The sequence below is a fragment of the Pseudomonas sp. Van50 genome, assembly GCF_055390755.1.
Window position 1 is genome coordinate 4,535,010 of sequence record NZ_AP024343.1, and the last position, 18,877, is coordinate 4,553,886.

Sequence of the window (18,877 nt, forward strand, 5' to 3'; positions counted from 1 at the left end):
ATGTCGACTGACACTACGCCTTCGCGAGCAAGCCCGCTCCCACAAGGGATTGCGGGTTAGCCATAGAAGGGTGGGCGCTCGGGCAGCTCGACCTTGACGATCTGCCCGCTCTGCTGCGCTTCGACACAGGCATCCGCCGCCACCGCCGCCGCAAACCCATCCCAGGCCGATGGCCCACCCACTTGCCCGGCACGCACACCGTCGATGAAGGCCTGCAACTCGACGTCATAAGCGGCGATGAAGCGGTCCTTCCAATCCATCAGGATCGCATTGGACAGCTTGGCGCCGCTGCGCAGTTGCACCTGGGACGGTTCCGGCAGCTTGGCGATGCCGGTCTCCCCCACCACTTCGCACTGGATGTCATAGCCGTACTGGCAATTGACGAACACCTCGACGTCGATGCGCGTGCCCCGGGCGGTTTCCAACAGGACGATCTGCGGGTCCCGCAAGTGAGCCAGGGCCTTGCTGGTCTTGCGTGGGAACACCACCTGCACCGACACGTAGTCATCGGCCAACAACCAGCGCAACACATCCAGCTCGTGGATCAAGGTGTCGGTGATCGCCATGTCGGTCTTGTAGTTCTCGCCCACGCTCGGGTTGCGGTGGGCGCAGTGCAGCATCAGCGGCTCACCGATCTGGCCACTGTCGATCACCGCCTTGAGCGCCCGATAGCCTTCATCGTAGGGGCGCATGAAACCGACTTGCACCAGGCGCTTGCCATGGGCCACTTCGGCCTCGACGATCTTGCGGCAACCTTCGGCCGTGACCGCCAGGGGTTTTTCACAGAACACAGGTTTTCCCGCCGCAATCGCCGCCAGCACGAATTCTTCATGGCTCGGGCCCCAGGAGGTGACAAGGATCGCCTCCACGTCCGGCGCCTTGATCAACGCATGGCCGTCAGGGTAGACCTCGGCGGTCAGCTTGAGATCGGCCACGACCTTGGCCGCTTGTTGCAGGTTGATGTCGGTCACCGCCACCACCTGGCTGTTGAGCAAGGTCTGGCTGCAACGACGGATATGGTCCTGGCCGATGGCCCCGGTGCCGATGACGCCCAGCTTCAAAGACATGTGGAACTCCTTTCGTAGGGTTGGGGCAATCAGTATTGACGGGCCTTGGCCAGTCGTTCATTGAGGGTCTTGGCGACGGCATCGGTGCGGGCGCTGGTGGAGACTTGCGCCACGCCCACACGCCACCACGACAGGTAGCTGTGAATCATGGTCTTGGGCAGGACCTTGATGTCGATCAAGGTGGAGACCGTCTGGCGCCGCGCATCCGCCAGGGCCGCGCGCAGCTCCTCCAGGGTCGTCGCCTTGTAGGTCTTGCAGCCGTAGGCCGCGGCACTCATGGCGAAGTCCACCGGCACGAAGGCGCCGTCGAGCTTGCCGGTGTCCGGGTTGCGGAAACGGAACTCGGTGCCGAAGCTGTCCATGCCATTTCCCATCTGCAGATTGTTGATGCAGCCGAAGGCCATGTTGTCCAGCAGCACCACGTTGATCTTGCGGCGCTCCTGGATCGAAGTCGCCAGTTCCGAGTGCAGCATCATGTAGGAGCCATCGCCCACCAGGGCGTACACCTCTTTATCGGGCTCGGCGAGTTTCACGCCCAAGGCCGCGTTCACCTCATAACCCATGCACGAATAGCCGTACTCGACGTGATAGGTGTTCACGCCCTTGCTGCGCCAGGCGCGCTGCAAGTCGCCGGGCAAGCTGCCGGCGGCGGCGACGATAATCGCATCGTCGGCCAGAGTTTCGTTGAGGGTGCCCAGCACGCGGCTCTGGGTCAGGCAGGAACCGGTGAGTTCGATGAATTCGCGAAACACCGCCGGGTCCATGTGGTCGTCGATTTCCGGGAGGAACTCCTCGGCTTGATAATCGGCCTGGTAGATCCGATCGACCTCGGCGCCCAACTGGGCCTTGGCGTCGGCGATCTGCCCGCCCCATTCAGCGCGATAGTCGCCCAGCGCGGCGGACAGTGACTCCAGGCCCGAGCGGGCGTCGGCCAGCAGCTGCACGCCGTCGAGCTTCAAGGCGTCGCAGGGGCTGATGTTGAGGTTGAGGAACTGCACATCCGGGTGCTGGAACAACCATTTGGAGCCGGTGGTGAAATCGCTGTAGCGCGTGCCGATGCCGATGATCAGGTCGGCTTTCTTGGCCAGCAGGTTCGCCGCCAGGCAACCGGTCTCGCCGACGCCGCCGACGTTCAGCGGGTGGCTGGACACCACGGCGCTCTTGCCAGCCTGGGTCTCGGCGAAGGGAATGTCGAAACGCTCGGCGAAGGCCTGCAACGCGGCGTTGGCACCGGAGTAGCGCACCCCGCCGCCACAGATGATCAACGGTCGGCGCTTGCCCTTGAGCAGCGCCCGGGCGTCGCCGAGCATTGCCTCGGTGGCCGGACGGCGGTCAATGCGGTGCACGCGTTTTTGCAGGAAGTAGTCCGGATAATCGTAGGCTTCGGCCTGTACGTCCTGGGGCAGCGCTAGAGTCACCGCGCCGGTTTCAGCCGGGTCGGTGAGCACGCGCATGGCCTGGATCGCCGCGGTCATCAACTGCTCGGGGCGGTTGATGCGGTCCCAGTATTTGCTCACGGCCTTGAAGGCGTCGTTGGTGCTGATGCTCAGGTCGTGAAACTGTTCGATCTGCTGCAGCACCGGGTCCGGCTGGCGGCTGGCGTAGACATCGCCGGGCAATAGCAGCAGCGGAATGCGATTGGCCGTTGCGGTGGCCGCGGCGGTCAGCATATTCGCCGCACCAGGGCCCACCGACGAGCTGCAGGCGTAGATCTTGCGCCGCAGGTGCTGCTTGGCGAACCCGATGGCGGCATGGGCCATGCCCTGCTCGTTGCGGCCCTGATGGACCACCAGGTCGCCGCTGTCCTGCTCCAGCGCCTGGCCCAGGCCCAGCACGTTGCCGTGGCCAAAAATGGTAAACACCCCGGCGACGAACTTGCTCTGGACGCCATCGACCTCGACGTACTGATTATCGAGGAATTTCACCAGGGCCTGGGCCATGGTCAGTCGTGTTGTGGTCATGCTTGCACCTTTTCAAACGCAACTCGGTCAAGTGTGGGAGCGAGCTTGCTCGCGATAGCGGTGTGTCAGGCGACGCATGCATTGATTGGGGCGCCGTCATCGCGAGCAAGCTCGCTCCCACAAGGGGTTCTCCATCATTCAGGAAGTCGGGTCAGGCCTGTGAGCTTTGCAGGTGATTCATGCTCGCCCCCAACGCCTGGCGAATGTCGGCCAATTCATGGACGCTCTCGGCAAACGGTTCGAAGGACAGGTAGCCCTCGTAGCCCCCGGCCCGCAGCGCCTCGATCTGCGCGGCATTGCCAAGAATGTCAGCCGCGCCCACCAGCACCCGGTGACCGTCGCGAATCGTCGCCAAGGGCGCCTGGGCATCCTCGACCCCGGAGATGTGCACCAACCCGGTCAGTTCGGGAAAAAACGCCTGCTCCCCCGCCAGATGATGGTGAAAGGTGTCGTGCACCAGGCGGAACACATCCAGCCCGCCGATGGCCTGGATCGCGTCCACTGCCGTGCGCTTGCGCCGCAGCGAGCACTCTTCGAACCCCAGAGGCTCGATGAAACCGTAGATGCCAAAGGCGCGCAGGATCGGCGCCAGTTCGCTAAGGGCCGTACGCAGCCCTGCGGCGCGCTCGGCTTCGCTGCGCGGGTCGGCGCGGTCATTAAGCGGGCACATCACCAGCCCTTCGGCGCCGCATTCGCGGGCGTAGTCGGCCAACCTCACCGCTTGGGTCCGACGCTCCTCGTTCCACACGTCGAAGGGGTAAAGGGCATTGATCGACAACACCTTGATGCCCCTTTCCTCACATAACTCGCGCACCCGACCGGGCGGCATGCCGTCTTCGATCTCGACACCCTTCAGATCGTTGCGGATCTCGATGGCATCGGTTCTCAACGCCAGCGCCAGGTCAATGAATTCGGGCAGTGACAGGCGCGGTGCAACCATTCGGTTCAAGGCAAAACGCAGGGGCTTGTTCATTGTTATTCTCCCTCCGGCACTGTAAAAAACGGGTTATTGAGCAGTCGGCATGCTGAACTCGGGCCCCTTGGCGATGCTGTCGGGCCAGCGCTGCATCACGCTTTTGTAGCGGCTGTAGAAGCGCAGCCCTTCTTCGCCGTAGGCATGGTGATCGCCGAACAGCGAGCGCTTCCAGCCACCAAAGGAGTGCCAGGCCATGGGCACCGGGATCGGCACGTTGATGCCCACCATGCCGACCTTGATGCTGCGGGCGAACGCCCGGGCGATGCCGCCGTCACGGGTGAAGCACGACACGCCGTTGCCGAACTCATGGGCGTTGATCAGCGCCACCGCCGTGGCGAAATCCGGTACACGGACAATCCCCAGCACCGGCCCGAAAATCTCTTGCTGGTAGATGCTCATCTCGGCGGTAACCTGGTCGAACAGCGTCGCCCCGACAAAGAACCCCTGCTCGGCCCCCGGCACCTTGAAACCACGGCCATCGACGATCAGACGCGCGCCCTCGGCCACGCCGGCGTCGATGAAACCTTCCACCTTGGCCTTGTGCTCGGCGGTGACCAGCGGCCCCATGTCGGTGCCGGGCTGCTGGCCGTTGCCGATCTTCAGTTGATCAATACGGGGCAACAGTTTGGCAATCAATTCATCCCCCACATCACCCACCGCCACGGCGATGGAAATCGCCATGCAGCGTTCGCCGGCCGAGCCGTAGGCCGCACCGATCAACGCGTCTGCCGCCTGGTCGAGGTCGGCATCGGGCATGACGATCATGTGGTTCTTCGCCCCGCCCAGTGCCTGGACGCGCTTGCCGTGCGCCGTGCCTTGCTGGTGGATGTACTCAGCGATCGGTGTGGAGCCGACAAAGGAAATCGCTTCGATGTCCGGGTGCTGCAACAGCGCATCCACCGCCACCTTGTCGCCTTGGACGACGTTGAACACGCCATCCGGCAGGCCGGCTTCCGTCAGCAAGCGAGCCATCAGCAAACTGGCGGACGGGTCGCGCTCCGAAGGCTTGAGGATGAAGCAGTTGCCGGCGACCAGCGCCAGGGGAATCATCCACAAGGGCACCATCACCGGGAAGTTGAACGGCGTGACCCCGGCGCAAACACCCAGGGGCTGGCGCAGGTTCCAGTTGTCGATGCCACCGCCGATATTGTCGCTGAAATCGGTCTTGAGCAGGTTCGGCGCACCGCAGGCGTACTCGACGATCTCGATGCCCCGGGTGACTTCACCGTGGGCGTCGGACAGCACCTTGCCGTGTTCACGGCTGATGATCTGCGCCAGTTCGTCGTGATGCCGATCGAGCAATTCCTTGAACTTGAACATCACCCGCGAACGGCGCAGGGACGACTGCTCGGACCAGGCCGGGAACACCGCCAGCGCCGAAGCCACCGCTGCGTCAACGGTACTCGGTTCGGCGAGGGCCACCCGGGCCTGCACCGCACCGGTGGCCGGGTTGAAGACATTGCTCAGGCGCGCGTTGTCGCTGGCCTGAATTCGACCGTCGATGTAATGGCCTACTACCGGGGCGTCGCTCATTGCTTGTTCTCCCTGCGTATGTGTGGGGTCAGAGATCCAGCAGCCAGCTGTGCTGCGGATCGTTATGGAATTGCCAGACCCGCTTCGGGCCGGCCATGACGTTCAGGTAATACGACTCGTACCCGTAGGGCACACTGACCGGGTGATAACCCTTGGGCACCACCACCAGGTCACTGTTTTCCACGGCCATGGCCTGGTCGATGCTGCGGTCGTCGGTGTAGACCCGCTGGAACACGAAGCCTTGGGACGGGTTGACCTGGTGGTAATAGGTCTCTTCGAGGAAGCTCTGGTGTGGCAGGTCGTCGGTGTCGTGCTTGTGCGGCGGGTAACTCGAGGAGTGCCCCGACGGCGTGCGCACTTCCACCACCAGCAGCGAGTGGGCCGGTTCGCTGTCCGGCAGAATGTCGCAGACATAACGGGTGTTGGCGCCCTTGCCGCGCACGCTGCGCTTCATGCTCTCCGGGTGGATCAGTCGTGGGCCGTATTCGTTACGCGCCGAACCCGGCGCGGCACACACCGCCACCTGCACATCGCTCAGGGCAGTGACCTGGGCCTGGCTGCCCGGTGGCAGGTAAGCGGCATAGGGTGACTTGTCCTCGAACACCGACTGGCGATCACCCAGGTTGTCCCAATCGAAGGCGCCCTGCCCCGGCGCTTCGCCCTTGAGGCTGATGCGCCCGCTGAGCAGCACCAGGCACAATTCCTTGTCGCCAGCGGCCACCGGTAGGGTTTCACCGAGGCTCAAGCGATAGGCGGCGAAGCCGACGTACTCCAGTTCTCCACGGGGCAACTGGACCATGGTCTGGCCCTCTGGATGGCTTTTGATCAACAGGCTCATGACGCACTCCTTTCCAGCAAGGCACGCAGGGTGTCGTAGCCCTTCTTGGCGTAGGCATAACTCGGCGCTACGGCAGGATCCTGCTCGGCTTCCACCACCAGCCAACCTTGGTAGTCGGCGGCCAGCAGCACATCGAGCAACGCGGCGAAATCGATATCGCCATCCCCCGGCACGGTGAAGGTGCCGTTGATGATGCAGTCGGGGAAGCTCCAGAGGTTATTGCGCGCCAGTTGCACCACTGGTTTGCGCACGTCCTTGAAGTGCACATGGCAGACCCGTTCGATGTGTTTGCGCAGCACCTGCAACGGTTCGCCACCGCCCATGTAGCAGTGACCCGAATCGAACAACAGGCCCACTTCGCTGCCGGTCAGGGCCATCAATTTGTCGATGTCCGCGGGTGACTCGACATAAGCGCCCATGTGGTGGTGGTAGGCCAGGCGCACGCCTTGGGACAAGGTGAAGCGCGCCAGTTCGGTGAGTTTGTCAGCGTAGGCTTGCCAGGCTTCGTCGGTGTGAAAACGCGGCCGCTCGACCAATGGAATGCGTTGGCCTTGAATGGAATCGGCGACCTCGCCGTACACCAGCACGTTGGCGCCGTTCTGCGCCAGCAGCTCGACGTGGCTGGCGATCGCATCGATCTCCTGCGCCGCCGAACGCCGGGCCAGGCGACTGGAATACCAGCCGGAGACCAGCGCCAGGTCGTACGGCCGCAGCACATCGCCGACGCCCTTGGCGTCCTTGGGGAACTTGCCGTTGAGCTCGAAGCCTTCGTAGCCGATGGCTTTGCCTTCACTCAGCGCGGTACTCAACGGCGTCTCGCCGCCCAATGATGGCAAGTCGTCGTTGCTCCAGGAAATCGGGTTGATGCCAATTCGAATAGCGGGCATGGCTGCACCTTTTATTGTTTTTTCATAACCATTGAAGGCGGCAATGAACCCTGTGGGAGCGAGCTTGCTCGCGATAGCGGTGGGTCAGGCGACTGATTGTCAACTGTCAGTCCGCTATCGCGAGCAAGCTCGCTCCCACAGGTTCAGTATTCACAATGTCTAACTTCGCGCAGCACGCCAGGCCTCGATCAATTCCACAAACCGGCCCTGCACCTGTTGGATCAGCGTTTCATCATCGATTTCCCCGGCCAGCCAGGCCCGGCTCGGTTCCTGGAAGATCGTGCGGCCCACGGCGAAACCGCGGCAGGTGCTGCTCTGGCTGGCCTGGCGAAACCCTTCGGCCAACGCGGCGGCCGGGGCGTTGAGGCCCAGCAGGACCACGCCACGGCAATACGGGTCGCGCTGTTGGATCAGCTCATCGAGCTGCTGCCATTCATCCGCGCCCTGGGCTTCGATCTTCCACCACGCCGGGAAGATGCCCAGGTTGTAGAGGCGCTTGAGGGCGCGATAGAGCACGTCCGGGTGCGGCGATGGATGATCCTTGGGCGGAATGACTTCCAGCAGCAATTCATGGCCGCTGGCCTGGGAGGCCTTGTACAGCCCCATCAATTGCGCCTCTTGCTCCAGGCGCAGCAGCGGTTCGTCGTCCGGGTGAAATTGCACCAGGCACTTGATGATCTGCTCCTGTGGCCAGGCGATCAGGTTGCTGCCAATGGAGCGCCCATGCTCGAAGGCCAGTGGCCGCGAACCCTGCACTTCCACCGGCCGCGCCACCCACCAGCCGCGGCCGGTGGCAGCGTTCAGCGAATCCTGGCCGAAGCGCTGGTCGGCCAGCAGACCGACGTCGGCCTCGATGCCCTGGTGCCGCAGGTCGGCTTCGACCCGTGCCACCGCCTGGATGAACAGCTGCTTGAGTTCGCCGATGCTGCTCAACTCGCGGCCACCCTTCTGGGCCAGTTCCACCAGTTGTCCACGATGGTCGAAGGCGAAGATGAACAGCTGTTTCCAGGTCTTGCGGGGCACGCTGACCTGATGCAAGCGTTGCAGCACGACATCCTGGTCCGGCCGGGTGATGGGCACCGGGCTGTCGAACAAATAGTCGAGTTCGGCCCGGGTCGGCATTGCCGGGGCGCAGGCATGGCGCGACACCACCAGCCCACCGCAAGCATTGGCCAACTGGCAGCAGCGTTCATCGCTGGCGTCCTCCAGCCAGCCGGCAAGAAATCCGGACATGAACGCATCGCCGGCGCCCAGTACATTCAAGACTTCGACCCGCACGCCAGGGTAAATGGCGCCGTCTTCGAGCCGGGCCGGAATGGCACCATGGATCACCGTGCAGCCCTGGGGGCCGAGCTTGACCACCAGGGTCGCCGCCGTCAGCGAGCGCACGGTACGCAGCGCGGTCAACAGGTCTTCACTGCCGCCGGCGATGAGGAATTCTTCTTCGGTGCCGACGATCAGATCGAAACGCGGCAGGATGCTCTGCACGTGCTGGCTGACTTTCTGGTCGGCCACAAACCGCGTTTCGCCATCGGCCTTGCTCGCCAGGCCCCAAAGCACTGGTCGGTAATCGATGTCGAGGACCCGCTTGACCTGATGTTTTTGCGCATAGTCCAGCGCCTGGATACTGGCCTTGTAGACGCCGTCGGTGGAGAAATGCGTGCCGGTGATCAGCAAAGCCTTGCTCGAAGCAATGAAGGTTTCGTCGATGTCTTCGGCGCGCAGCGCCATGTCGGCGCAGTTCTCCCGGTAGAACACCAGGGGAAAGGTTTCCCGGTCCTTGATCCCCAGCAGGACCATGGCCGTCAGACGTTCGGGATCGACCTTGATGCCCCTGACATCGCAGCCTTCGCGGGCCAGGGACTCCACCAGGAAGCGGCCCATGTGGTCATCGCCTACCCGGCTCAACATCGCCGACCTGAGGCCCAGGCGCGCCGTGCCGAACGCGATGTTGGCCGAGGAACCGCCAAGGTACTTGGCGAAGCTCGAAACATCTTCCAGGCGCGCGCCGACTTGCTGCGCGTAGAGGTCGACGCCCAGGCGTCCCAGGCAGATCACATCCAATTGACGCCCACTGGCAAAACGAGTCTGGCCCATGCTGGCTCCTGTTATTTTTATCAGCCTGCGCTTGTCGCCGACACCGGCGCCAACGCTGTTGGTGAGTGCAGACTAAAACGAGCAGCGCGCAATAATCAATAATTATTCTATAAATTTTTTACGTGGAATATTTTTTCCAATACGCTATGACCCAAGCGAACCAGACGCAGTGCATCGTTTCAGCACCTGCTGCAACATTTGTCCGCCCATGATTTTCCCTGCGCCTACGCTGTAGACTGCGACCAGCCAACCTATTGTCGAGGGCCGGCCTTTTTTCGGGCCGCCCTATAAGAACAAGCCAGAAGGATTTTCTATGACCCGCCCCGATGATCTGCCGGCGCCGTCCGAGAGCGCGTCCGAACCCGCCCTCCCGAGCCCTCCGATCAATGCCGAGCGCCTGCTGCAACTGATCACCGACGAATACGAAAGCCTGCCGCGCCAGCTCAAACGCATCGCCAGCTACATGAGCCAGCAGAGCGACCGGATCATGGTCGACCGCATCAGCGACATCGCCCGGGAATGCGAAGTGCACCCCTCGGCCATCGTCAGGTTTTCCCAGCGCTTCGGCTTCAGCGGGTTCAGCGAAATGCAGGCGTTGTTCCGCGAGGCCTACACCCACAAGACCACGCCGGTGCAGAACTACCAGCAGCGCATCCGCAGCATGATCGCCAACAAGTCGCAGAAAGCCAGCGGCGGCGACCTGGCCCGCGAGTGCGTCAACGCGACCCTGTCGGGCATCGAGCGCCTGGGGTTGGAGCTGGACGACCAGGCGTTCGAAAAGGCCGTGGACCTGGTGGTCAACGCCGACAACATCTATGTGGTGGGCGTACGCCGCTCGTTCGCGGTCGCCGATTACCTGGTCTACAACCTGCAACACACCAACAAACGCATTCACCTGGTGTCCGGCCTGGGGGGCAGCTACCGCGAGCAGATGCGCAGTGTGCGGGCCAACGACCTGGTCATCGCCATCAGCTTTACGCCCTACGGCAAGGAAACCCAGCACTGCCTGCGTATTGCCCAGCATCACCAGGCCAAGACCCTGATCATCACCGACAGCAACCTCTCGCCCCTGGCCAAGCGGGCCAACGCCGTGTTGCTGGTGAACGAAGGGAGTTCGTTCGCCTTTCGTTCGTTGAGCGCCACGTTGTGCCTGTGCCAGGCGTTGTTCATCGCCGTGGCTTACCGGCTGGAACTCAAGGTCGATGAAATCCATGAACAGGTCGGGTTCGAGGACTAACGCCCACAGAATTTTCTGAAGGAGACGTCATGAAACTGATCGGCATGCTGGACTCGCCCTACGTACGACGCGTCGCCATTTCCGCCAAGTGCCTGGGGGTTGCCCTGGAACACGAGTCCGTTTCGGTGTTCAGGCATTTCGAACAATTCCAGCGCATCAACCCGGTGGTCAAGGCCCCGACCCTGATGCTGGACGATGGCAACGTGCTGATGGACTCCACGTTGATCATCGACTACCTCGAGGCCTTGGCCGCGCCGGGCAAAAGCCTGATGCCGGTCGACAGTGGCCAACGGCTGCGCGCCCTGCGCCTGATCGGCCTGGCCCTGGCGGCGTGCGAAAAGTCGGTGCAGATCTACTACGAACGCAACCTGCGGCCGACAGAAATCCAACACGCCCCTTGGGTCGAACGCGTGGAAGGCCAACTGGCGGCGGCCTATGGCATGCTCGAACAGGAACTGGTGAAACAGCCCCTGGCCACCGATGGCACACTCGATCAGGCGGGCATCACCGTGGCAGTGGCCTGGAGCTTCACCCACCTGGTGGTGCCGGACCAGGTGCAGGGCAAGTCATTCCCATCGATCAGCGCGTTCACCGCCTATGCCGAAGGGTTGGAGGCGTTTGTCAGCACGCCGATGGAATAAGCGCAGGATTCCGATTCACCCTGGATCCCTGTGGGAGCGAGCTTGCTCGCGATAGCGGTGTACCAGTCAACAGGGATACTGCCTGACCTGACGCCATCGCGAGCAAGCTCGCTCCCACAGTTTGTTCCCGGATGCCTGCTGGATAGGCACTCACCACAACTCCCACAGTTTGTTTCGGGGTGACTGCGGGATATGTATTCAGCACAGCCCCCACGCAGGATTTGCTCAGGCCAGCTCCATTTCCTTGGGCTCTACCACCGGTGCCACCTCGAAGCGGTCCGCCAGGAATGGCTTGATGTCCAGCGGCAAGGGCTCGTTGTTCACCAGTTTGTCCAGCAACACGCCGGTGATGGCCGAGGTCAGGATACCGGTGCGGAAATGCCCGCACGCGTTGAGATAGCCTTCCACCCCGCGCATCGGTCCCAGGATCGGTAGTTCATCAGGCGAACCCGGGCGCAGGCCGGCCCAGGTTCGTTTCAGGTTGATGTCGACCAACTGCGGAATGCAGCGCACCGCACCTTGCACCAACCCTTCGATCTCCGGATAAGTCGTGGTCACGTCGAAACCTTTGTCTTCGGTGGTGCTGCCGATGAGGATTTCACCGTTGTCTTTCTGCGCCACATAGCAGTCGCTGGTGGTCAGGCAGCCGTTGAGGATTTTCGGCATGCGCTCGGTCAGCAGGATCTGGCCCTTGACCGGCTTGACCGGAATCCGCACGCCGGTGGCCTGCTCGCTCAGGTCCGCCGCCCAGGCGCCGGCCGCGTTGATCAGGGTCCGGCAGTGGAAGGTCCCCGCCTCGGCGGTTTGCACCCCGGTCACCCGCGTGCCGCTGCGCAACACCTCGGTCACGTTGGTGTTGAAGAACAGGTCGACGCCGTTCTGCCGGGCGCCTTCAGTGTAGGCGTCGGCCAGGCGGAACGGGCTGAGCTGGTGATCGCAGAGAAACTCCAGGGCGCCCTGGGCCTCATGGCTCACATTCGGCTCTGCCTCGCGCAAGGCCGCCTGGTCGAGCCAGCGTACCTGGTCTGCCAGGTGGGGAATGCAGGCGACGATGTGCTCGGCGTACAAACGGTCTTCGTCGTCGTAGATCACGAACTTGAGCCCGGTCTCCTCGAACTTGAAATCCATACCATGGCGGTCGATCAATTCGCGGTGCAACTGCGGGTACATCGCATTGGACTGCAAGGCGAACTCGAAGAACGACTGCGGCAGGATGTGCGGCGTGCTGGCATCCACCGCCACGGCGGCGCCCTGGGTCTGGCGCTTGCGGTTGGCCGACATCATGCGAAAGAAGATCACCCCGCAACCCAGGCCCACCGACTCACCGATGGCCCACAGCCCACCCGCCGAGGCGCGGGTCGCGTTACCGGGGCGCTTGGCGTCGATCAGGGCGATCTTCAGGTGTTTGCGCTTGGACAGTTGATAGGCACACGAGGCCCCGATCACACCGCCCCCGGCGATGACCACGTCGTAGTCCTTAATCATGGGAAACCGCCTCCGTGCCGGCATTCTGGAACGCTGAAAAGGGAATCGGATCGATGGGGAAACGCGGCCGCAGCCAACCCACGTCGGCGCGCCCGGTGGCTTCGCGCAAGCGGTCGCTGCAGTAGCCGACGCACATCCGCCCCTGGCAATCGCCCATGCTCACGCGAGTGCGCATCTTCAGGCTGGCCATGTCTTGCACGCCTTGCTCCAGCGCCCGGTCGATGTCGGCGCGGGTGGCGTGCTCGCAGCGGCAGATCACCGTGTCGGCGGCAGGCAACGCGGTTTGCCCGGCACCACGCTGGGTGTAGCGATCCACGGCGGCGCGAAAGCGAATGATCCGCGCCAGTTGCGCCTGGTAACGCTCCCGGTGGGCCAGGGCCGTGGACGGATCCAGCACGTTGCGTTGCATGAGGATCGACAACGCCGCGATGCGCCCGCTGAGCATGGCCGCTTCACCGCCACGGATCCCGCCCATGTCGCCGGCCAGGTGAATGTGCGCTTCGCTGCTTTGTTGCCAGGCATCGGACACGGCCCGCAAATAGCCGTCGTCGCTGAAACCGTGCTCCAGGCCCATCTGCTGGCTCAATTGAGTCCGCGGGATAAACCCGTAGCCCACTGCCAGGGTCTGGGCCGGCACCTGTTCGGCGCGTTTGAGGTCCGGCTCCCAGGTCGTGGAGTACGGCGCGACGGTGACGTGGCTCAACTCACCCTCGCCGTCAGCCTGCACCACGCCCCAGCCATAGCGCACGGGAATGCGATTGAGCTTGAGGTAGGCCAGCATGCTCAGGCCGTCGAGGAACAACTGCGGCTTGTTCAGCAACGCCAGGCTTTCCTTGGCGATCCGGCCGAACCCACAGGCTTCGAAGACACCCGCCACCGCCACGCCTGAAGCGTGCAGCTGGCAGGCCACCAGTGGCAGCAACGGCCCCGTGCCGGCGATCACCACCGGGCTCGGCGGCCGGACCACGCCGCTCTTGATCTGCAATTGCAGGCCCCCGAGCATCATCACCCCCGGCAGCGTCCAGCCAGGAAACGGCACGCTGCGTTCGTGACAACCGGCCGCCAGGACCAGATGGGAATAGGCGACCTCGCCCAGGCGCTCGTCGGCATCCAGCAGCATCAACGCCCGGAAGCCTTCGGCACCGATGACACGGTTGCCCAATCGCACCTCGATCAACCCGGCATGGCGCTGGTATTCTCCGTGGAGTTTTTCCAGGGCTTCGCTGTAGCGCGGCCCCAGGTAATCCAGGCTGACGCCATCGCGCAGCGGCCCGCGGTACACGACGCCGCCGAGGCGCGGCGCCTCTTCGAGCAAGGTGCAACGCACCCCGTGGGTGGCCAGCTCGATGGCCGCAGCCATGCCCGCCGGCCCACCGCCGACAATCACCGGATCGAGGCTCATGGCGCCTCCGTTTCGGTCATGCGGTTGGCCCGGGTTTCGATCTGCATGCCAGGGCGCACCAGGGTCTGGCAGGCGCGGCGCTTGTGGCGGCCGTCGATCTTGACCAGGCAGCACTGGCACACGCCCATGCCGCAGTAGGCGCCACTGATCTGGTCGTGGTCGTTGCGGGCGACCTGGCGTTGCCCCAGGGACTGGATGACGGTGAGGACGGTTTCCCCGTGGGCGGCGTTGACGGCTTGCCCGTCCAGGCGCACCGTCATGTCGGCGCGGGTCAACGGCTGGATATCGAATGTTCGGCGTAGAACGTCTTGAGGTTGCATCATGCTGCTCTTCCTTGAAGGTTCAGTGAAGTTTCGGCTCCTTGCGGCACACATCCACCGGTTCGCGTCGGTACCCGGCAACAGCGCACCGAAGCGGGGCAACAGACGCAACATGATAGTGCGCGCGAAATTCATGTTAGGGATAATTTGTGACCAAGTGTTGATCCAGGCCAGCGAATCGGCGTGCCGGTCCATGAACTTTTTTTCAGAAAGCCGACAGGTAATTTTTGGCAGAATGCTGTGCAATCGCTCCAACTTCCCCACACGGTACCGCCCATGAACCGCATCCTGACCATCGAAGACGACGCCGTGACCGCCCGTGAAATCGTTGCCGAGCTGACCCGCAACGGCCTGGACGTCGATTGGGTCGACAACGGCCGCGAAGGCCTGGAACGGGCGGTCAGCGGCGACTACGACTTGATCACACTGGACCGCATGCTGCCTGAGCTCGACGGCCTGGTGATCGTCACCACGCTGCGCACCATGGGCGTGGCCACACCGATCCTGATGATCAGCGCCCTTTCCGATGTGGATGAACGCGTGCGTGGCCTGCGGGCCGGCGGCGACGATTACCTGACCAAGCCGTTCGCCACCGACGAAATGGCCGCCCGGGTCGAAGTGCTGCTGCGGCGCAACAATGGCACCCGCGAGCCGGAGACCGCGCTGCGGGTGGCCGACCTGGAACTGAACCTGATCAGCCGCGAAGCCAGCCGCAACGGGCAACTGCTGAGCCTGTTGCCCACCGAATACAAGCTGCTGGAATTCCTGATGCGCAACAGCGGGCAAATCCTCTCGCGCATGATGATTTTCGAGGAAGTCTGGGGCTATCACTTCGACCCCGGCACCAACCTGATCGACGTCCACATTGGCCGCCTGCGCAAGAAAATCGACCCGCCGGGCCTGGAACCGCTGATTCGCACGGTACGGGGTTCCGGCTATGTCATTGCTGAACCCCGCTAAGGGCTGGCGTTCCTCCAGCAGCCGCCTGCTGGCGCTGTACAGTTCGCTGTTCGTGATCTGGAGCGCGATCCTGATGGGGGTGATGTATTACGAAGTGTTTGGCTACCTCGACAGCCTGGCCAAACACTCCCTGATGCAGCGCCAGCATCTGTTCGCCCGGATCCACGGCGACCAACTGGAAGATGCGCTCATGGCCAGCCTGACGCTCGACGAACGCGGCGTCGACGCCTACGGGCTGTTCGATCCGCAACTGCGCCATTTGAGCGGGCCGATCCTGCGCGTGCCCACCGACCTGCCCCTTGACGGCAAGATCCACATGCTCGGCGGCTGCGTCGACTCCGATGACCCGGGCGTGCCTTCCGACAGCTGCGACGCGGTGGCGACCCGGACCCAGGACGGCCGCTGGCTGGTCCTGGCCCGGGACAACGGCTCGCTGTTCGCGGTGACACGGATCATCTTGCACGCGCTGTTCTGGGGCGTATCGCTGACCATCCTGCCGGGCATCGCTGGCTGGCACCTGCTGCGCCGCCGACCGCTACGCCGGATTCGCCAGTTGCAGGCCAGCGCCGAAGCCATCGTCGCCGGCGACCTGACCCATCGCCTGCCGCTGTCGAGCCGGCGCGATGAACTGGACATGCTGGCGGCAATCGTCAATGCCATGCTTGAGCGCATCGAGCGCTTGATGAACGAGGTCAAGGGCGTGTGCGACAACATTGCCCACGACCTGCGCACCCCGTTGACGCGCCTGCGTGCCCAACTTTATCGCATCCAGCAGCAAGCGCCGGACGGTTCCCCCGAGGCCTTGCAGATGGACCAGGTGATCGCCGAGACCGACACCCTGATGGCGCGGTTTCGTGGTTTGTTGCGGATTTCCGAACTGGAAGACCAGCAACGGCGCTCGGGCTTCGTACGCCTCGATCCGTTGCAGTTATTGCAGGAGCTGCATGATTTTTACCTGCCCCTGGCCGAGGAAGGCGAACTGACCTTCATCCTGGAGGCGCCCGACGCCCTGCCCCTGCTCAACGGCGACCGGGCCTTGCTGTTCGAGGCCGTGTCGAACCTGCTGAGCAACTCCATCAAGTTCACCCCGCCGGGGGGCACCGTGATCCTGCGTGGGGTCGACCAGGGCGACAGCACGCGCATCGAAGTGCTCGACTCCGGCCCGGGCATCCCCGAGGCGGAGCGCAAGGCGGTGTTCCGCCGTTTCTACCGCGCCGAGGGCAGCAGCCAGCACGGCGGATTCGGCCTGGGCCTGTCGATCGTCGCAGCGATCGTCAACCTGCACGGGTTTACGTTGGAGGTGGGCAGCAGCGAACACGGCGGCGCACGGTTGGTGCTCGATTGCCGGGGGACATTGTTGCAGCCGTAGGGCGTGGCGTGCTCGAGCTTTATCTATCAGGACTCACTGCGATGCAGCGGGGTGTTTTGCAGTTCATAGCGCAGCTCATCGATCAGCTTCGCGATACTTTCTTCCGAGCGGACGCTGTCGACACTCATGCCGCTCACTACCAAGTCCACCTCGCCGCTTTCACGGTGATACAGACGCACGGTGAGGGTGCCGTCGCCATTGAGGCTGCATTCGCAGGCCAGCGGCGTAAAGCTTTCTTCGAGGCGGGCACGCAAGGGGGCCAGATGGGTCATGGGATGCACCTCAGCCCTGAGGGGACAAATGAACGGGGGACAGCGCCGACCTCCTGGTCCAAATAGATATCCTGTCACGCTCGTATCGGGTTCGTTCACTGCACATCGTGGCGTATTCCTTGTGTGTTTCGTGGGGGACGCGACATCAAAAACGATGTCGCACACCCATAGCCTAAGGAACCGTCCCCCCGTGCAAAACCCGAATTTGCACCAGCACACCCGGTGCATTTGCACTGGCTATCATGGTGCCTTCATTCGCCATTCGCTGGCGAACAAACCCCGCTCTCGCGCCCAGACAATCGCCTCGCTGCGGCTGTGGACATCCAGTTTCGAATACAGTGTCGCCACGTGATTGCGCACGGTGTTGGGCGCCAGCTTCAGCCGCGCGGCGATTTCCTTGTCTGCCAGCCCCTCGCAAATCAGCCCCAGCACATCACGCTCCCGGGCCGTCAGCTCGGTAAATGATGCGCTGGGCACCTGGGCATTGATGCTCTTCACGTTGGCCAGTTTTTCAATCAGGGTCCGGCTGAACCAGGACGCGTCTTTCATCACCTCCTCGATGGCCGCCACCAGCTCCAGTTCCGAGCGCTTGCGTTCAGTGATGTTCATCAGCACCAACAGGTAACAGGGCTTGTCCTGGATGAGCACCGTGTCGGCGGCGACCTCGCAATCGATGAGTTCACCGCCTTTCTTGTGCACCTTGACGTCGATACTGGAGACTGCGGCAGCCTTTTCCAGCCGGGCAAACAGCGCGGCGCCGGCGTCCTTGTCGAGAAAACCGATCTCCTCCACGGTTTTACCCAGCAACTCTTCGCTGGCGTAACCGGTGGTCTGGAGAAACGCCTCGTTGATTTCCAGCAATTGCTGTTCGGCGCTGCACACCAGGGTGGGCACGGGCGACAGGCGGAACGACTTGGCAAAACGCTCCTCGCTCTGGCGCAGCGCCGTTTCTGCCTTGCGGCGTGGCTCCATGTCCATGAAGGAAAACAGCATGCAGTCTTCGTCGTGCAGATCCAGGGGCTGGCCGGCGACGATCACCTGCTTGGTGGTGCCATCGGGCAATTTCAACTCGGCCTGCATTTGCGGAATCGTCGCGCCCTGCCCCAGGCGCTCGACGGCCAGGTCGCGTTTTTCGGCGGCCTCGAGCACATCCAGTTCATACACCGAACGCCCGATCACCTGCTCGCGACTGTAGCCGGTCATCTCCAGGAACCCCGGGTTGACCTTGATGTAGCGCAGGTCGCTGAGGCGACAGATCACCGCCGGCGCCGGGTTGGCCCCAAAGGTTTTCTCGAAGCGCTGCTCGGCGCTGGCCCATTCGGTGGCATCGCTGAGGATCAACACGAGCAGCTCCGGCTCGCCGTTGCGGTCGGCCAGGACCATGCTGCGGATCCGATGCACCCAGGTGCGATCCGGGTCAGCCTTGGGCGTGACCTCCACCAACACATCGCTGAACTCATCGCCACGGGCAACCCGGGCGATAGGGTAATTGTCTTCCGTCAACGGATGGTTGTTGCGGTAACGCAAGTTGAACCGCCGGGCATATTGCCGGGCCGTGGTGCCCAGCTCAGAGAGGTCCTGGACCCCGTGCATGGTCAAGGCCGCTGCGTTGGCCCAGGCAATGGTCTGGTCAACCTCGATCAACATCACCCCGTCGGACAGTCCGGCAATGATCTGCAGCAATTGACGACGGTTGGTATCGGTGGTCGGGACTTGCTGATTCATTGGGTCTCCATGTGATTCAGGCGCGCATGGAAGTTACGACCACCCCCAGTGATGACACGTTCCCCGTAACAGCGGTGTAGGAGCTGTCGAATGCAACGAGGCTGCGA

Annotated in this window: 16 protein-coding genes; 4 read left to right on the forward strand and 12 right to left on the reverse strand. The window is 63.1% G+C overall.

Going from position 1 to position 18,877, the window contains the following annotated elements:
• Positions 1 to 56: 56 nt before the first annotated feature.
• The 7 genes from iolG to ACZ5M5_RS19075 all read right to left on the reverse strand — a co-directional run bounded on the left by iolG (position 57) and on the right by ACZ5M5_RS19075 (position 9,359).
• The gene (gene iolG, locus ACZ5M5_RS19045) at positions 57 to 1,067 is read right to left on the reverse strand and encodes a bifunctional inositol 2-dehydrogenase/D-chiro-inositol 1-dehydrogenase (protein WP_207282997.1); all 1,011 of its coding nucleotides are present in this window, start codon (positions 1,065 to 1,067) and stop codon (positions 57 to 59) included.
• Positions 1,068 to 1,096: 29 nt separating this feature from the next.
• Complete coding sequence (gene iolD, locus ACZ5M5_RS19050; RefSeq protein WP_464737811.1) at positions 1,097 to 3,028, reverse strand: 3D-(3,5/4)-trihydroxycyclohexane-1,2-dione acylhydrolase (decyclizing); 1,932 nt, start codon at positions 3,026 to 3,028, stop codon at positions 1,097 to 1,099.
• Positions 3,029 to 3,179: 151 nt separating this feature from the next.
• Positions 3,180 to 4,001, reverse strand: a complete 822-nt coding sequence (locus ACZ5M5_RS19055; protein ID WP_060741735.1) for a TIM barrel protein — start codon at positions 3,999 to 4,001, stop codon at positions 3,180 to 3,182.
• 33 nt (positions 4,002 to 4,034) lie between these two features.
• Positions 4,035 to 5,537 carry a CoA-acylating methylmalonate-semialdehyde dehydrogenase gene (locus tag ACZ5M5_RS19060; protein WP_464737812.1) on the reverse strand — a complete coding sequence of 501 codons (1,503 nt, stop codon included), beginning with the start codon at positions 5,535 to 5,537 and terminating at the stop codon, positions 4,035 to 4,037.
• 28 nt (positions 5,538 to 5,565) lie between these two features.
• On the reverse strand, positions 5,566 to 6,375 hold the full coding sequence (gene iolB / locus ACZ5M5_RS19065; RefSeq protein WP_103310799.1) for a 5-deoxy-glucuronate isomerase: 810 nt from the start codon (positions 6,373 to 6,375) through the stop codon (positions 5,566 to 5,568).
• On the reverse strand, positions 6,372 to 7,262 hold the full coding sequence (gene iolE, locus ACZ5M5_RS19070) for a myo-inosose-2 dehydratase (RefSeq protein ID WP_103310801.1): 891 nt from the start codon (positions 7,260 to 7,262) through the stop codon (positions 6,372 to 6,374). Before iolE ends, iolB begins: the two co-directional genes overlap by 4 nt.
• A gap of 159 nt (positions 7,263 to 7,421) precedes the next feature.
• Complete coding sequence (locus ACZ5M5_RS19075; RefSeq protein ID WP_464737813.1) at positions 7,422 to 9,359, reverse strand: bifunctional 5-dehydro-2-deoxygluconokinase/5-dehydro-2-deoxyphosphogluconate aldolase; 1,938 nt, start codon at positions 9,357 to 9,359, stop codon at positions 7,422 to 7,424.
• Positions 9,360 to 9,672: 313 nt separating this feature from the next.
• Here ACZ5M5_RS19075 and ACZ5M5_RS19080 point away from each other — a divergent pair, with 313 nt between their 5' ends.
• Together ACZ5M5_RS19080 and ACZ5M5_RS19085 are read left to right on the forward strand one after the other, a co-directional pair.
• The gene (locus ACZ5M5_RS19080) at positions 9,673 to 10,596 is read left to right on the forward strand and encodes a MurR/RpiR family transcriptional regulator (protein WP_003202885.1); all 924 of its coding nucleotides are present in this window, start codon (positions 9,673 to 9,675) and stop codon (positions 10,594 to 10,596) included.
• Positions 10,597 to 10,625: 29 nt separating this feature from the next.
• Positions 10,626 to 11,237, forward strand: a complete 612-nt coding sequence (locus ACZ5M5_RS19085; RefSeq protein ID WP_464737814.1) for a glutathione S-transferase — start codon at positions 10,626 to 10,628, stop codon at positions 11,235 to 11,237.
• 225 nt (positions 11,238 to 11,462) lie between these two features.
• On the opposite strand, the gene hcnC is transcribed toward ACZ5M5_RS19085, so the two are convergent.
• The 3 genes from hcnC to hcnA are packed head-to-tail and all read right to left on the reverse strand — an operon-like array spanning position 11,463 to position 14,444.
• A complete protein-coding gene (gene hcnC / locus ACZ5M5_RS19090; protein ID WP_464737815.1) occupies positions 11,463 to 12,722 on the reverse strand; it encodes a cyanide-forming glycine dehydrogenase subunit HcnC in 1,260 nt (419 codons plus the stop codon).
• Complete coding sequence (gene hcnB / locus ACZ5M5_RS19095) at positions 12,715 to 14,124, reverse strand: cyanide-forming glycine dehydrogenase subunit HcnB (RefSeq protein WP_060741728.1); 1,410 nt, start codon at positions 14,122 to 14,124, stop codon at positions 12,715 to 12,717. Before hcnB ends, hcnC begins: the two co-directional genes overlap by 8 nt.
• The gene (gene hcnA / locus ACZ5M5_RS19100; protein ID WP_072404983.1) at positions 14,121 to 14,444 is read right to left on the reverse strand and encodes a cyanide-forming glycine dehydrogenase subunit HcnA; all 324 of its coding nucleotides are present in this window, start codon (positions 14,442 to 14,444) and stop codon (positions 14,121 to 14,123) included. Before hcnA ends, hcnB begins: the two co-directional genes overlap by 4 nt.
• A gap of 276 nt (positions 14,445 to 14,720) precedes the next feature.
• On the opposite strand from hcnA, the gene ACZ5M5_RS19105 reads away from it, so the two are divergent.
• Both ACZ5M5_RS19105 and ACZ5M5_RS19110 read left to right on the forward strand, forming a co-directional pair.
• Positions 14,721 to 15,404: a response regulator transcription factor gene (locus ACZ5M5_RS19105; RefSeq protein WP_053122824.1), complete on the forward strand. Its 684-nt coding sequence runs from the start codon at positions 14,721 to 14,723 to the stop codon at positions 15,402 to 15,404.
• On the forward strand, positions 15,382 to 16,773 hold the full coding sequence (locus ACZ5M5_RS19110; protein ID WP_464737816.1) for a sensor histidine kinase: 1,392 nt from the start codon (positions 15,382 to 15,384) through the stop codon (positions 16,771 to 16,773). The genes ACZ5M5_RS19105 and ACZ5M5_RS19110 overlap by 23 nt, the downstream gene beginning before the upstream one ends.
• A 26-nt stretch (positions 16,774 to 16,799) precedes the next feature.
• Here the strand turns inward: ACZ5M5_RS19110 and ACZ5M5_RS19115 are convergent, their stop codons facing one another.
• Positions 16,800 to 17,045 carry a DUF1652 domain-containing protein gene (locus ACZ5M5_RS19115; protein WP_060741725.1) on the reverse strand — a complete coding sequence of 82 codons (246 nt, stop codon included), beginning with the start codon at positions 17,043 to 17,045 and terminating at the stop codon, positions 16,800 to 16,802.
• A 240-nt stretch (positions 17,046 to 17,285) separates the two neighbouring features.
• Complete coding sequence (locus tag ACZ5M5_RS19120; RefSeq protein ID WP_060741724.1) at positions 17,286 to 18,770, reverse strand: PAS domain S-box protein; 1,485 nt, start codon at positions 18,768 to 18,770, stop codon at positions 17,286 to 17,288.
• Positions 18,771 to 18,877 lie beyond the last annotated feature (107 nt).